This window comes from Streptomyces sp. NPDC008092 (genome assembly GCF_042957285.1).
Lineage (GTDB): Bacteria > Actinomycetota > Actinomycetes > Streptomycetales > Streptomycetaceae > Streptomyces.
The window spans coordinates 46982-61993 of record NZ_JBIBHY010000027.1 but is presented as its reverse complement, the minus strand read 5'-3'; the positions used below and the strand labels follow the sequence as shown (position 1 = coordinate 61993).

The window sequence follows — 15012 nt, the reverse complement described above, 5'->3', positions numbered from 1 at the left end:
CCTGCGGATCTCCCGTGTGCCGTGGCGCTCCGCGCGGATAGGGTGGACGGTGATCGACAGGGACTGGCTGGGCGAGGGCGGCGGACGGCGTGGGCGGTGCCGAGGAGAGCAGGAGCACGGGCACCGGGCGCCCGACGTCACGGGACGTCGCCCGGCTCGCCGGCGTGTCGCACACCGCGGTGTCCTTCGTGTTCAACGGCCGGGCCGAGGGCAACCTCTCGCCCGCCACCCAGGAACGGATCCGGCAGGCCGCGGCCCGGCTCGGTTACCGCCCCGACCCGGTGGCCCGGGGTCTGCGCAGTCGCCGTACGGCCGTGCTCGGGCTGGTCACCGACGAGATCGCGTCCTCGCCGTTCGCCGGGCGGCTGCTGCGCGGCGCCATGGAGACCGCCTGGGGCAGCGACCATCTCGTCCTCACCGTCGACTCCGGCGGTGACCCGGCCAAGGAGGACGCGGCCGTCGCGGAACTGCTCGACCGGCGCGTGGACGGCATCATCTACGCGGCCATGTCACTGCGCCGGGTCCGTGTTCCCGAGGGCCTGCACCGCACCCACTCCGTGCTGGCCAACTGCCTGCCCGAGGACGGCTCCCTGCCCGCGGTGGTCCCTGCCGAGCGCGCCGGTGGCCGTACCGCGGCCCGGCTGCTGCTCGGTGCGGGCCACCGCCGGCTCGCCGTGATCGGCGGTCTGGACGACATCGCCTCGGTGGAACGTACCCGCGGCTTCCGGGACGCGCTGCGCGCCGAGGGCGTCACCGTGCCCGAGGAGTGGATCGTGCGCGGCGGCGGGGAGATCTCCGCGGGATACGCGGGGGCGCTGCGCCTGCTCGACGGGGTCGGGCCGGGCCGTCGTCCCACTGGCGTCCTGTGCTATAACGACCGGGTCGCGGCGGGTGTCCTGCACGCCGCGACCCGGCTCGGGATCGACGTGCCCGCCGATCTGTCCGTGGTCGGTTACGACGACCAGGAGCACATGGCCGCGTTCCTCACCCCGCCGCTCACCTCGGTCGCGCTGCCGCACCGGGCGATGGGCGAGGCGGCGGCCCGGCTGCTCCTGGACGCCATCGAAGCCGGCCGTACGCCGCCCGCGACCGTCCGGCGCCTGGCCTGCCCCGTGGTCAGCCGCGCCTCCGTGGGACCGGCGCCCACCCGGTGACCCGGGCACCCGGGCCGTCGACGACCAGCTCGGCGATGTCGCCGGGACGCCGGTAGACGCGCTCGGTGACCATGGCCCGTTCCGCGACGAAGAGTTCGAGGAGCGAGCCGTCGACGAGCAGCCGGAGCGCGAGTGACGGCCCCTTCGGCACGTGCACGGTGATCGGCGCGGAGCCTTCCCTGCCGGTCCGGGGCCAGGCGCTGCGGTCGAGGACGACGGTCCCCGAGGCAGGGTCCGCCCGGACGGTCAGCTCCCGGCCGGCCGCGCCCCGGAGCAGGCTCACCGTGGTCGGTCCACATGCAGTGACCGTCAGGTCGTACGTGTGGGGAAGCGGAATCCGGCCCGGCGCGGTGACGAACGGCTCGGCCTGGCGCAGCAGGTCGAGTTCCGGGGCCGGACTCACCCGCAGTGCACCGTCGGGGTGGATGTCGACGACCCGTGGCGCGGTGAGTACGCCCGCCCATCCGGCCCGGTGTGTCTCCTCCTGCGGGCGGGCTTCCCACGACCAGCCCCACAGCAGGGCGCGGTCGGGCTCCTGGAGCACGGCGGGAGCGTAGAAGTCCCGCCCCTGGTCGAGCCGGCCGCCGGCGCGCGGCACGAACCCCAACGGGCGTCGGCCGTCGGTCTCCAGACGGCCGGTCAGGTATCCGGTGGAGCAGGGATCCCCGTCCCACAGGGACACCACGAGCACGTGGTCGCCGCCTGCCGTCCGGTACAGGTGGGGGCACTCCCAGCCCACCGACCTGTCGCCGAACACCTTTGCGGCCACCGGGTCCTTGCCGTCCAGCAGCACACCGGCGAACCGCCAGTCGGTCAGGTCGTCGCAGTCGTAGAGCAGGACCGACGGCGTGCCGTCGGCGTGCCCGGCCCCGACGAGGGCCCAGCGCCTGTCCGCGTGGCGGAAGACGAACGGGTCGCGGAACATCACCATGTCCAGTCCCGGCGGCGGCCCTGCCACCACCGGCGTCGGCAGCGGCTTCCACTCGGTCAGCCGCTCGTCGTCCGGGTCCGCCGCCCGTGCCAGGCAGATGGTGCCGAGTCCGGCGTGCGCACGGTCGACTCCCGTGTACACGGCGGTCGGTGTGCCGGCGGCGTCGATCACGCAGCCCGACCAGCAGCCGGCCTCGTCGGGGCCGCCCGGCGTCGGCGTGAGCGCGATCGGGTGGTGCTCCCAGTGCGCGAGGTCGGCGCTGGAGGCATGCCCCCAGTGGACGTTCGCGTGCACCGGCGCGTCGGGGTTGTGCTGGTAGAAGAGGTGGTATCGGTTCCGCCAACGAAACGGCCCGTTGGGGTCGTTGATCCAGCCGGCGGGCGGACGGACCCTGAGTCGCGGGGCGTTGGGGTCGTGGCTCAACGGTTGACTCCTGCGGACGTGATGCCCTCGCGCAGAGGGCGCTGGCCGACGACGAACACGGCGACGGCGGGGAGCATCGAGAGCACGACCCCGGCCAGGACCACCGAGATCGACCCGGTGCCGAGGTTGCCCTGCAGGGAGACCAGACCCAGCGGAAGCGTGTAGTTCTGGCTGGAGGTCTCCAGGATCAGCGGGCGGAAGAACTCGTTCCAGTGGTAGTTGAAGGCCAGCACTCCGACGATCGCCAGGCCGGGGGTGGCCAGTGGCGCGTACACCGAGCGGAAGATCCGCCAGGGCCCCGCGCCGTCCAACATGGCCGCCTCGCCCAGGTCCTTCGGCATGCCGAGGAAGTACTGGCGCATCAGGAAGGTGCCGAAGGCGGTCGGGAAGGCCGGGATGATCAGGCCGAGGAGCGTGTCGGTGAGGTGCATCGACTTCAGCACCAGGAACACCGGCACGATGGTGACCTGCAACGGCACCATCATGGTCGCAAGGACCAGGCCGAAGAGGGGCTTCTTGAAGCGGAACTCCAGGCGTGCGAAGGCGTATCCGGCCAGGCCCGCCGTGATCATCTGGCCGACGGCGATCAGCGCCGTCACCAGCGTGGAGTTCAGGGCGAGCAGCCACACGTCGATCTGCTGGAAGACCCCGCGGTAGGCCGCGGTCGTCGGGTGCGCCGGGATGATCTGCGGGGGCAGGTCGAAGGACTGGGCCGGAGTGCGCAGTGAGGTGGCGACGGTCCAGATGACCGGGCCGAGCGTCAGCAGGGCGCACCCGGTCAGTACGGCGATCCGGGCCCAGGGGGTGAGTGAGTGACGTACGCGGCTCAGGGTCGGGGTTGCTTGGCTCATGGCGCTCATGCGGCTCACCGGCTCACTGGTAGTGGACGAAACGCCGGCTGAGCCGGAACTGGACGGCGGTGACCGCCATGATCAGCGCGAAGAGCAGCACGCCCACCGCGGATGCCTCGCCGAAGTCGAGCTGCTCGAAGGCCCGTTCGTAGATGACCATCACCACGGTGCGGGTGGCATCGCCGGGTCCGCCGTCGGTGAGGACGTAGGGCTGTTCGAAGACCTGTAGGGCATTGATGATGCCGACCACCGACGCGACGAGGAGCGTAGGCGACAGCAGCGGCAGCGTGATGCCGAGGTGCTTGCGCAGGCCGGTCGCGCCGTCCAGGGCGGCGGCCTCGTGGATCTCCTTGGGGATGTTGTTCAGACCGCCGACGAAGAGCAGGAACGAGAAGCCGAACTGCTGCCAGACGTAGACCAGGATCACCGTGGCCATCGCCGCGTGCTCCGAGGTCAGCCAGGGCACGGGCGCGACACCGACCAGGCCGATCAGCCAGTTGACCACCCCGAAGTCCTGGTTGAACAGGTACTTCATCACCACCGAGATCGAGGCGGCGGACAGCACCAGCGGGAAGAAGAACGCCGAACGGAACACCGACCGCAGCCACCCCGGCATCCGCCCGTTCAGCGCGAGGGCCAGCGCCAGCGCGATCAGCAGTTGCAGCGCGACCGCGAGGACCATGAAGAGGAGCGTGTTGCGGAAGGAGACCAGGACGGTGGAGTCCGTGAAGGTCGTACGGTAGTTGGCGCCGCCGGCGAAGCGGGGCGGGTCGATCACGTTCCAGTGGAACAGGCTCAGCACGAGGGACCCGATGATCGGCACGACCGTGAAGACGACGATGCCGACGACCGTGGGCGCCAGGAACAGCGCGGCCAGGAGCCGGGCGCCGCGGTCGCGGGCGGAGGGCCGTACAGCGACGGCGGTTGGCATGGCGGGCCTCGAACGTACGTCCTGCTCCTGGGTGCTCGGGACCTGGGTGTTCGTCATATCTCACGCTCCATGGCCTGTTCCAGGTCGCCCTGCATCCGGCGCAGCGCGGGACCCACCGCACGCGGCGAGGCCAGCGCGGTGCCGGTGTACTTGAGCAGGACGTCGGTCACCTCGGCGACCTGCGGCGGCGCGGGGATCGGGCCGGTGTCGGGAAACCGGTCGAGGGTGTCGTAGAAGACCCGCCAGTGCGCCGGGCCGCTCGCGGCGTAGCGTGCGGCGTTCAGCATCGAACGCCGGGCCGGGGTGGTCTGGTTGCCCTGGAACAGCCGGGTCATGGTGTCCTTGCGGGCCGCGTACTTGATGAACTCCCAGGCGGCTTCCCGCTTCTTCGAGGTGCGCAGCAGCGCGTAGCCCGCCGCGCCGAACTGGTGGCGCTGGGTGCGCCAGCGCGGGAAGTACTGCACGTCGTAGTCGGCGGCCCGCATGCCGGCCAGTTGCAGGCCGCCCGCCCAGAAGCCGCCCGCCGGGGTGACGCCGACGCGGCCGGTGGAGAACACGCCGACCAGATTGCTGCCGTTGCCGCCCTCGGGCCGGGTGCACAGGTTCTCCTGGACGAGGGCGGCGAGATAGTCGTACGCCTCCTCGACCCGGCCGGCGGTGGCCTGCGGGGTCGTCCAGCGGAAACCTCCGCCGCGCCCCTGCCGGTCGGCGGCCGGGTAGAAGGTGTCCCACAGCCAGGACCCGCCGGGCGCCTTGGACTCCTTCAGCAGGTTGGTGCCGTTCGCGAAGAGCCAGGGCACCACGCCGCCCCACAGCCGGTTGGTCCAGAAGTACGGCGTGAAGTGCGCGTCGCCGGCACGCTTCATCTCCCGCAGCAGCGCGGTGAAGTCGTCGCGGCTCCAGTCGGCCGCCGGGAAACCCGCGCCCGTCCGTTTCAGCACCTGCTTGTTGAGGTACATGTCGGCGGCGTTGAACTCCATGGGCAGTTGGTAGAGGTTCCCCTCGTACATCATCGACTCCACCAGCGAGGGGTGGACGTCGGCGAAGTACTCACGCAGCTCCGCCGCGTCCCGCCGCACCCAGCGGTCCAGAGGCACGCCGAGCCGCCGGGCGAACAACTGCACGCCCTCGGTGGCCACGTACACCAGGTCGGGGGCGCTGCCCGCGGCGATCTGGGTGAGGATCTTCGCGAAGAAGTCCGACCAGTCGACGGCCTGCACCGCGTTCACCCGCAGCGGGATGTCGGGGTGGAGCCGGTGGAAGCCCTCTGTGAGGGCGTCGACGGTGGCCGGGTCGAAGGCGGAGCCGAGGGTGGCGACGACGAGGGAGCCGTCGTCACGGCCGGGGATGTCGGCTCCCGTGAGCCGGTCCCAGCTCGCGGCGGTCGCGGCCAGGGCGGCTGCTCCGGCCCCGTAGGCGCCGTACCGCAGCAGCGTGCGGCGAGGGAGGTGCGAGTCAGTCATCCAATGGGCCTAACTCGTGTTAGATCAGGGTTGATGCCCCAGATGATGGGAACCGGGCAACAGGCCTGTCAAGGGTCGGAAACGCTTGACCTTTAACGAGTTAGGTCTACAGTCCTCGTTCACATGCGTTCACATGAGCCGCCACGAGAGGAACGATGCGTCATGTCCGGAGCCTCGGGGATTTCCAGGAGATCACTGTTCACGGGATCGGCGGCGGGCACCGCCGCCGCGCTGCTGCCCACCGCAGCGGCCACGGCCAGGACCAGGACCAGGTCCGCGGTGAGCGGCGCGAGTTACCGCGCCGCATACCACTTCACGGTCCCCGACCAGTGGAAGAACGACCCGCAGCGGCCCGTCTGGATCGACGGCGAGTACCACTACTACTACCTCTACAACGCCGACTACTTCACCGGTGCCGTCGGCACCGCGTGGCGCCTGGCCACCACCAGGGACCTGGTCTCCTTCGCCGACCGCGGGGTCGCCGTGCCCAAGGACACCACACCCAACGGCGATCTCTGGTCGGGTTCGGCGGTGGTCGACACCGGCAACACGGCCGGATTCGGCGCGGGCGCGGTCGTCGTCATCGTCACCATGTCCCCCGGCGGCGGCACCGACCACCAGGAGCAGTTCCTGTACTACTCGACCGACGGCGGTCTCACCTTCGGCAACTACGGGACCGACCCCGTCCTGCCCAACCCCGGCGTCGCCGACTTCCGCGACCCCAAGGTGATCCGCGACGAGGACCGGGGCCGCTGGGTGATGGCCCTCGCCGAGAACGACAAGATCGGCTTCTACCACTCCGACGACCTCAGGTCCTGGACGTACGTGAACGGTTTCGTCCACGCCGGCATCGGCGTCCTGGAGTGCCCCGACCTGTTCCGCATCACCGCCGGCGACGGCACCGCGAAATGGGTGCTCGGCGCGAGCGCCAATGGGAAGAACTCGGGGCTGCCCAACACCTACGCCTACTGGACGGGTTCCTTCGACGGCAGCGCGTTCACCGCTGACGCGGGCGAGCCACAGTGGCTCGACCACGGCTGGGACTGGTACGCCGCCGTCACCTTCGAGAAGCGGGACGCGGGCGGCGCGGTGGACGCGGCCGCCCGGTACGCGATCGGATGGGTGAACAACTGGGACTACGCCCACACCACCCCCACCATCGACTGCGACGGCTTCAACGGCACCGACTCCGTCGTCCGCGAGGTGACCCTGAAGAAGGCATCCGACAACACCTACTACCTCGCCTCCCGGCCCGTCGCCGGCCTCGACGCGCATGTCTCCCGCACCGTGCACCTGGGCGACGTGACCGTGGACGGCACGAAGGTGCTCGACTACACCGGTATCTCCTACGAGGTGACGACCGAGATCACCTGGTCCCGGCTCACCGGCGCCGGCCTCCAGTTGAGGCGCTCCCCGGACGGCGGTCGGCACATCGACGCCGGGATCTACGCCGACTACGCCTTCCTCAACCGGCGCAACACGGTGAACGCCGACACGTCCGGCAAGTGGCAGGAGAGCCACACCCCGTTCGACCCGTCCGCAGGCACGGTGAAGCTGCGCATCCTGGTGGACCGCACATCGGTGGAGATGTTCGTCGACGACGGCCGCTACGTGCACACCAGCCAGGTCTTCCCCTACCTGCTGGACACCCGGCTCGCACTGTTCACGATCGGCGGCAGCGCGGTGTTCCGCAACACAGTGATACGCGAGTTCTCGGTGTGAGACCGGCCGGGGGCGGGTGCACACCGAGAACTCGCGTGAACCCGATCGACAACACCGGTACGGCGGGGCCAGGAGCCGCGCAGGTGCGGTCCTGCCGGCTCCAGGCAGTCCGCCGATGACGACGGGCATGTGCTCATGCTGCCGTAGGTGGCCAGTGCTGTGACCGCGCAGGTCCACCGGGTTCGGTCTTGTCCTAGGATCCTCTGGCTATGGGGGGATCCTTTGGTGACCGGTGGCGCCTGACTCGTGCCGTTGCTGTGGCGCTGGCCGCACTGGCCGTGATCGTGTTACTGGGCATCGTGCTGCTGGTTCTTCCGGGGCTGATAGTCGACCACGACCTCGCAGGTGGCCACCTCACAGTGGTGGACCGGTTGAACGCGGTGAACGACGTGCGCACCACGCTCCTGCAGGCGGTGGGCGGTGCGGTCGTCCTGTTCGGGGCCTATGCCACGTGGCGGCAGCTGCGCGTCAGCCAGGACGGACTCAACGCAACCCGAGAGGGGAACATCACCGATCGCTTCAGCCGGGCCGTGGATCAGCTCGGCAGTGACAAGCTGGACGTGCGGATCGGAGGTGTCTACGCACTGTGGCGGATTGCGGATCATTCCGACCGCGACCGCGAGGCGGTCGTCTCCATCATGGCGGCGTATCTGCGAACACACCTTGCCTGGCCACCGCGGGAACCCTCAGTTCCGGCGGCGGACGTGTCCGTCAACTCGGTGTCCCCGCTGGAGACCCGCGCCGCGGACGCCCAGACGGCGCTGACCTGCCTCGGGGTCCTGTACCAGCATCGCCGCCCGGAGTGGCTCAACGCCAGCCTGACCGACCTGCGCCGAGCCGACTGCGACGGACTGTGGCTGCACGGGGTCAACTTCGACGGCGCATGCCTGGAGGCGGCGAGCATCTACCAGGCCAATCTGAGCGAGGCGTCCCTGATCGCCGCCAACCTGCGGCATGCCGAACTCGGCACCTCGATTCTGCGTCAAGTCCGCTGTCTGCGGGCCGACCTGCGTGGCGCGCGCCTGGTCAAGGCCGACTTGAGCTCGGCGGACTTCTCCCGTGCGGACCTGCGGGAGGCGAACCTGCGCAAGGCCCGGGCCCAGGGTGCCGTGTTCGCCGGCGCGGACCTGCGGGCGGCCGACCTGCGGGGCTGCGACCTCACCGGCGCAGACCTCCGGGAGGCGAGGCTGGAAGGCACGCTGGCAAGCGACCGCACGATCTGGCCGACGGGCTTCGACGCTCAGACGGCCGGCGTCGTCGTCACTGCGGACCCCGGCATCGAACCGGACCATCTGCTTCCGGCTGCCGCACTCACGAGGCGGGTCCCACTGCTGCAGTCGGAGCCGGTGCCTGATCCGCCGGCGTCGGCGAATTGACCCATCAGGCAGCACAGTCGATGGGCCGCCCGCCCCAGCGGATGCCCTGCTCACTGCGGATACCGGCGCCTCCCCTGCCCTGGGCAGAGAGCACGTCTGGGTGACGGGCGTGGGCGTTGCGCCGGTGCAGGGAGCGGTGCGGGGTCTGGGCCTGCGCGGGGCGGCTGCGGTGGTTTGAGTTCGCCAGGGTGAACCACCACAGCGGGCCGAAGTGCGCCTCGATCGGGTCGGGCGGCACAGCTAACAGATATGGCTGTAACTAGCCTTCCCGTTGGGCGGATTGGCGCAGTGTTTGGATCCGGTCAGGACGTTCGGCATTAGCGCGCCATAGCCGGTCGCAGCTCCCTCGGTGAACCTGCGCACGGAGCTCCGGGGTGCGCCTGATGAGTCTCGGAACGCTTGATTCTTGCAGGTCAGCACCGATGCATTCGTCGCAGGCTTTACACTTCCTTGAATCAGTGACCATTGACCGTTCATAGGAAAAACTTACCCTCCGCTTGCACCGGACATGATCCACGGTTCGGGAGAAGTCCATGAAAGCGTGGGGCATTAGTACATGTTTCAAGCCAGACGTACTCGGCACAGACCCTTGGTGCTGGCCGTCGTACTCTTCTCGACACTCGCGTGGCTCGGCTTGGGGAGCCTTGAGCACGCGGGTGCCACTACCGCCGCGGGCGGCGGGTTCTTCCCCGTCTCGCCTTCGTCGAAGATCGTCGACACTCGGTCGGCTCTCGGTGTGAGCGCGACGCTCGGTCCGGCTTCCACCACGTCCTTCCAGGTGGCGGGCGTGGGCGGGGTGCCGGCCTCCGGAGTGTCGGCGGTGTCGCTGGTCGTCAAGGCCGTGAACGCCACGGCCAACGGCAGCTATCTGGAGATGCGGCCCGACGGGACGAGCAGGCCCGCTCCCGGCTCGACCGTCCACTACTCCAGCGGCGAGACCACGAGCAACGCGGCGATCGTCGCGGTCGCGGCGAACGGCAAGGTCGACGTCTACAACAACAGCGGCACCGTCGATCTGGTCGTGAACGTCAGCGGGTACTTCACCTCCGGTGACGGCACCACCTCGCCCGGCGGGTACGTGCCCGTCTCCCAGAGCCGGCTCCTGGACACCCGCAACGGAACCGGAGCTCCGAAGGCGCAGATCGCCCCCGGCGGAACGCTGAGCCTTCAGATCGACGGCATGGCCCCGGACACCTACTCCGCGTCCACCGAGCTTGCCACCTACGCCGGACAGCTCGCCGCCGACCCGGCGGCGACGGGCCTGACGGACCCGCAGTGGCAGAGCGACCACAGCACCCTCGCCGCGGACTACGACGCCTACGTCGTCAACGGCAAGGACGTCAGCGCCGAGTCGGTCACCCCGCTGAACTCCGGCAGCTGCGACGACGTCAAGCTGAAAGTCAGCTCGTCGATCAAGTACGCGGTCGTCGGTGAATCCCATGCCGGATGGGACGCCACGGGGACCTTCGAGTACGACTCGTCGATGAGCAGCTCGATCGACATCGCCGTCAAGAGCAGCGGCGACTGGACGATCGGCGGCTCGAAGGAACTCACCTCAAGCATGGGACAGACTCCCAGCTGGCCCAACAGGGGACCGTGCTATGCCCACCAGTACAAGGTGCCGATCGAGTACATCAAGTACGTGCACCATCACATCTGCTCCGGGGTGACGAAGGCGACCTGGTACACGGTCGAGGTCGGCCGCTACAGGATTCCCGCCCAGGGCGCTGTGGGACTGACCGGCAAGGACGTCTCCAGCCATGACGGAACCGCCAACTTCAACCACTCCCCGAAGGACAACCGAGTCTGGTTGGAGCCTCACCAAGCGTTCCAGCTCGCCAACGGCAAGAGCACGAAGTTCGGGGGCTCGGTGTCTGTGTACGGTCTGTCGCTCGGCTCCAAGACCGGCTACGACAGCAATCACAGGCAGAAGATCACGGCCGGCAGCAAGCCGGGCAAGCACTGGGTTTGGGGCAGAGATGGATCGTTCGCAGCCGCACGCGCCGGCGTCATGTACTCCAAGTAGCGCCATGCTGCTGCGCCTGATCACCTGCCTCTTGCTGGTGGTGACGGCGATCGCCTCCCTGGCGTCGTGCGACCGCGCGCCGTCAGGAACGGGTGACGTCCAGGGCACCGCCCTGGACGGAGGTATGCAGTCCCAAGTCGATGGCAGTTACGACGCCGCCGAGCTGGGCCACGAGTACTGGGTGGCCCTGCCGGCGCCGGCCAACACCTCCGGAAAACCGCTCAGCGTCCTCGGCGCGACACTCGCACCCGAGCCCAAGGGCGTCCGGATCCTCGGATACCGAGCCGTCAGCGCACATGACACGGAGGGCCAGCTGATGGGCGTCGCCCGGATCGGCGCCGAGGGAGGCGTCCTGGAGCGGTCACACAACTACGCAGGACAGCCGGTTGTGGTGAAGCCGCACCAGAGGTCGGACGTCTACTACCTGGCACGTATCAAGGTGACCGGCCCCGTCCACGGCGAACTGACCACCTGCCGGTTCCGCTACCGGCAGGGAACCAGAACCTTCCGCCAGGACCTGCGCTGCGTCAACGAGATCAAGATCGCGCCGCCCAAGGAAACAGGCTGAGACACCCGCCGCGGCCGGCCTGAATTCCAGTGGCTGCCGCAACAGGTGGCCGCGTCCGGCCACGAGAAAGCCGATGCAGCATGGGCCGCGCAAGGGTCGAGGGGTCTGGTGCGCGCCGTCGGCCACAGCCTCGACACCGAGGCGCGGGACTCCGCGTCGACCACTCCCGGTCCCTCCGCGGCCTGCGACGGCTGGCGCGATGCTGCTCGTCTCCTCGGTGAGAGCTGGGGCGGCGGTCCCACGACGACGGCCGCGGTCCTGGGAAACGTGGAACACGGTCAGGGCCCCAACTCCGGCGGCTCCCGTGCGGAACGGTGCCGGATGATCCGCGTCGCCGTGCGGTAGTGGGCCTCCGGCTCCAGGCGAAGAACGATCGCCGACGAACTGGCGGTGGGGAGAATCGTCGACCACGGAGGCACTATCACCCTTGCCCCGACCGCAGGGCACCCCTGCCATAGTGGTGGCCGGGGGTGCGGGATGCCAGAACAGCCACCATCACGCCAGGAGTTGATCCGGCGCCGGCGCCGGAGCGGTTTCGTCGGTCGGCGCGGCGAGTTGAACGCGTTCCGGGAGAACCTCGCACGGGATCCGTCGGGCGACGACTACCAGTTCTTCTTCCATGTGCGGGGCAACGCCGGAGTGGGCAAGACCTCGCTGCTGCGGCAGTGGGAGGCGGTCGCCCGTGAACAGGGCGCGGCCACGGTGTATCTCGACGACGGTGTGCACAGTGCCGTGGAGGCGATGGCGGAGATCGGCGGCCGGCTCGGCCTTCAGGGTCTGGAGCTACGTCGATTCGACAAGCTGCTGACGACGTTCCGCCAGCGCGAGCACGAGGCGCAGTCGGCCCGGGATGCTCAGACGGCCGCGGAGGACGCCGGCGCCACGCAGCTGCCCGCGGCCTCGCTCCCGGCGTCGGTCGCCGCGCAGGTGGGTCTGGCCGGCCTCGGGATGATCCCGGTCGTCGGGGCGTTCGCCGGTGCCGTCGATCCACAACAGGTCGCCCAGGGCGCGGACCGCTTGCGGGCCGTGCTGGGCGCCCGGCTGCGATCCCACGACGACGTACGGCTTGTCATGGAGCCGGTGCGCGTCCTGACCCCGGTGTTCCTGGAGGAGCTGGCGGAGGTGGCACGGCGTCGGCCGCGGATGGTGCTGTTCTTCGACGTGTACGAGCGGACCGGCCCGGTGCTGGACGAGTGGCTGCGCGACATCGCGTTCGGCGACATCCACGGTGTCCTGCCGGCGAATGTCCAGATCGTGCTGTCCGGACAGGGCCGGCTGGACGCCCGGAGCTGGAGCGACTGGCTCGACCTGGTCACGGAGGTACCGCTGGAGGTGTTCACCGAGGAGGAGGCGCGCTCGCTGCTGGCCCTGCGGGGCGTCACCGACGAGCGGGTGGTCGAGGTCGTACTGCGCCTGTCCGGCCGGCTCCCCGTACTGGTGCACACCCTGGCCCAGGCCCGGCCCAACTCCGACCGCACCGTGGGCGATCCCTCCGGGACTGCGGTGGAGCGGTTCCTGAAATGGGAGACCGACCCGGCCCGGCGGGCGGCCGCCCTGGCCCTGGCCCTCCCCCTTCAGTTCGACGAGGACGTCTACCGCGCCGTCGCCCCGCCGACGGCCGCCGAGCAGTACGCGTGGGTGAGTCGGCTCGCCTTCGTCACCGACCAGGCCGGGCGGTGCCGCTACCACGACGTCGTACGCGCTCCCATGCTGCGATTGCAGCGCCTGCAGTCCCCGGCCCGCTGGCGTGCCGCGCACGAGCTGCTCGCGGAGACCTTCCGTACCTGGCGGACGCAGCGGGAGGAGAGCCTGCCGAGCACGGAACACTGGAGCGACGCGGCCTGGCGCGAACACCGGTACAACGAGACCTACCACCACCTGTGCGCCGATCCGCGCCGCGCGCTCCCGGACGCGCTCACCGAGACCGTCCACGCCTGCGAGCACGGGAGCGCCACGGCACGGCGTTGGACTCAACTACTGGCCCAGGCCGGGGCGGACACCGAGGACGACGGTCTGCAGACCTGGGGAGCACGGCTGTCCGGCGCGTCCCGGGACGACACCGCGGCTGTCCTGGCCATCCTGGACGCGTTGCTCGCCCACTCCGGTACGGGTACCGCGGGGGAGCTGCGCGCCCGAGTCGTGCGCGGGCGACTGCACCGGCGCGCCGAGCGGAACGAGGCAGCGCTCGCCGACCTGACCGCGGCCCTGGCGCTGGATCCGCGGCACTCCGACGCACTGGTGGAACGCGCCTTCACCCACGAGCAGATGGGAAACACAGCGGCCGCTCTCGCTGACATGGACGAGGCGATCCGCGTCTGTCCCGATGCCTGGACGCACGTGGTGCGGGGACACGTCAACCTGGCGGCCGGGCACCGCGCCACGGCGCTCGCCGACTTCGACCATGCCCTCGAACTCGACCCCGGGCAGGAGTGGGCTCGCGCCAGCCGTGCCGAGGTCCACCGCATCGAAGGACGCTACGAGGAGGCGCTGGCGGATCTGGACCGCGCGCTCGCCATCGACCCCGAGTACACCTGGGCCCATGCGGAGCGGTCCCGGTGCCTGCGCGGCCTGGAGCGCTGGGACGAAGCGCTCCGCGACATGGCGCGGGCGGCCGATCTGGACTCCGAATCGCAGTGGCACCGCGCCCTCTTCGCCGACCTGCTCCTCGACCTCGGCCGGCACACGGAGGCCCTGCGGGAGGTGGACCGGGCCCTGACCGCGCCGTACGAACACGGGCCACGGGACCGGGCCTGGCCGCACGCGCTCCGCGCCTGGGCCCTGCACGGACTCGGCCGCGAAACCGAAGCTCTGGCCGACCTCGATCGTGCGATCTCCGTCGACGACGGGTACCCGCTCTCCTACGCCATGCGTGGCTGGCTGTTGTGGGAGGCAGGCCGGCTCGCGGAAGCAGAACGGGACTTCGACCGGGCCCTTGCCGACGATCAACTGTGGCCGTGGCCCTTCAGCGGCCGTGGCACGGTCCGTCTCTACGCCGGGCGGTACGAAGAGGCTGTCGACGACTTCACCCGGGCCTTCACCATCCAGTTCGGCATCGTCGACGCCGAGAACGAGATCGCCCGGCCCCTGGTGGAACTGCTACGGCAGCACCTGCCTGCAAACCGTGCCGCCATCACGGCCGCGATCAGACTCGCAGCACTCCTCACCCACCAGGTGCAGTGGCCCGGCGTGCCCCGGCAGGCAGCCGCCGTGCTGGCCCTGCGCCCCAGCCTCGGGCTGCTGACCGGCGGCTCCCGGATACTGCGTCGCGTCGCCGCAGCACTCGACGACCCGTCCGAGGGCGCGGACGTCAAACGGACCACCTGGACTCGGAAAATCCTGACCCCCATCCTGCGCGCCCTCGCCCCCTGGGGATCTCCCACGCACCGGGAACCGGACTGACCACCGGCAGCATCGGGCAACACGGTCGCCGCCGCCGCACGCCAGCCCCCTCAGGAGCAGGGGGCCGCCGAGATCTGGCCGGCGAGTCCGTGCACGGTAGCCGGTGACGCATCGACGACTTCAGTGGGGCTCGGGTTCACATCTGCCGTGCGGATTCGAGGTCCGTGA

Annotated in this window: 12 protein-coding genes; 7 read left to right on the top strand and 5 right to left on the bottom strand. The window is 70.1% G+C overall.

Annotation, left to right across the window (positions count from 1 at the left end; translation table 11 throughout):
* Positions 1–89 precede the first annotated feature (89 nt).
* On the top strand, positions 90–1154 hold the full coding sequence (locus ACFZB3_RS48175) for a substrate-binding domain-containing protein (RefSeq protein WP_391389883.1): 1065 nt from the start codon (positions 90–92) through the stop codon (positions 1152–1154).
* Here the strand turns inward: ACFZB3_RS48175 and ACFZB3_RS48170 are convergent.
* The 4 genes from ACFZB3_RS48170 to ACFZB3_RS48155 are packed head-to-tail and all read right to left on the bottom strand — an operon-like array spanning position 1117 to position 5753.
* The gene (locus ACFZB3_RS48170; protein WP_391389881.1) at positions 1117–2508 is read right to left on the bottom strand and encodes a GH32 C-terminal domain-containing protein; all 1392 of its coding nucleotides are present in this window, start codon (positions 2506–2508) and stop codon (positions 1117–1119) included. The genes ACFZB3_RS48175 and ACFZB3_RS48170 overlap by 38 nt on opposite strands.
* On the bottom strand, positions 2505–3359 hold the full coding sequence (locus ACFZB3_RS48165; protein WP_391389879.1) for an ABC transporter permease subunit: 855 nt from the start codon (positions 3357–3359) through the stop codon (positions 2505–2507). Before ACFZB3_RS48165 ends, ACFZB3_RS48170 begins: the two co-directional genes overlap by 4 nt.
* A 22-nt stretch (positions 3360–3381) precedes the next feature.
* Positions 3382–4347: an ABC transporter permease subunit gene (locus ACFZB3_RS48160; protein ID WP_391389877.1), complete on the bottom strand. Its 966-nt coding sequence runs from the start codon at positions 4345–4347 to the stop codon at positions 3382–3384.
* Positions 4344–5753 (bottom strand): extracellular solute-binding protein, encoded by a 1410-nt coding sequence (locus ACFZB3_RS48155; RefSeq protein WP_391389874.1) that lies wholly within the window; start codon positions 5751–5753, stop codon positions 4344–4346. Before ACFZB3_RS48155 ends, ACFZB3_RS48160 begins: the two co-directional genes overlap by 4 nt.
* Before the next feature lie 162 nt (positions 5754–5915).
* Between ACFZB3_RS48155 and ACFZB3_RS48150 the strand changes: the two genes are divergently transcribed.
* Positions 5916–7475 (top strand): GH32 C-terminal domain-containing protein, encoded by a 1560-nt coding sequence (locus ACFZB3_RS48150; protein WP_391389872.1) that lies wholly within the window; start codon positions 5916–5918, stop codon positions 7473–7475.
* Positions 7476–7732: 257 nt separating this feature from the next.
* Positions 7733–8851 carry a pentapeptide repeat-containing protein gene (locus tag ACFZB3_RS48145; protein ID WP_391389870.1) on the top strand — a complete coding sequence of 373 codons (1119 nt, stop codon included), beginning with the start codon at positions 7733–7735 and terminating at the stop codon, positions 8849–8851.
* 4 nt (positions 8852–8855) lie between these two features.
* Here ACFZB3_RS48145 and ACFZB3_RS48140 read toward each other — a convergent pair whose 3' ends face one another.
* On the bottom strand, positions 8856–9089 hold the full coding sequence (locus tag ACFZB3_RS48140) for a hypothetical protein (RefSeq protein WP_391389868.1): 234 nt from the start codon (positions 9087–9089) through the stop codon (positions 8856–8858).
* 498 nt (positions 9090–9587) lie between these two features.
* On the opposite strand from ACFZB3_RS48140, the gene ACFZB3_RS48135 reads away from it, so the two are divergent.
* The 4 genes from ACFZB3_RS48135 (at position 9588) to ACFZB3_RS48120 (ending at position 14844) form a co-directional block, all read left to right on the top strand.
* Entirely contained in the window at positions 9588–10877 is a 1290-nt protein-coding gene (locus tag ACFZB3_RS48135; RefSeq protein WP_391389866.1) for a hypothetical protein, read from the top strand.
* A 4-nt stretch (positions 10878–10881) separates the two neighbouring features.
* Positions 10882–11445: a hypothetical protein gene (locus ACFZB3_RS48130; RefSeq protein WP_391389864.1), complete on the top strand. Its 564-nt coding sequence runs from the start codon at positions 10882–10884 to the stop codon at positions 11443–11445.
* Between the two features lie 108 nt (positions 11446–11553).
* Positions 11554–11790, top strand: a complete 237-nt coding sequence (locus ACFZB3_RS48125; RefSeq protein WP_391389862.1) for a hypothetical protein — start codon at positions 11554–11556, stop codon at positions 11788–11790.
* Positions 11791–11922: 132 nt separating this feature from the next.
* Positions 11923–14844 carry a tetratricopeptide repeat protein gene (locus ACFZB3_RS48120; RefSeq protein WP_391389860.1) on the top strand — a complete coding sequence of 974 codons (2922 nt, stop codon included), beginning with the start codon at positions 11923–11925 and terminating at the stop codon, positions 14842–14844.
* The last annotated feature ends 168 nt before the right edge of the window (positions 14845–15012 follow it).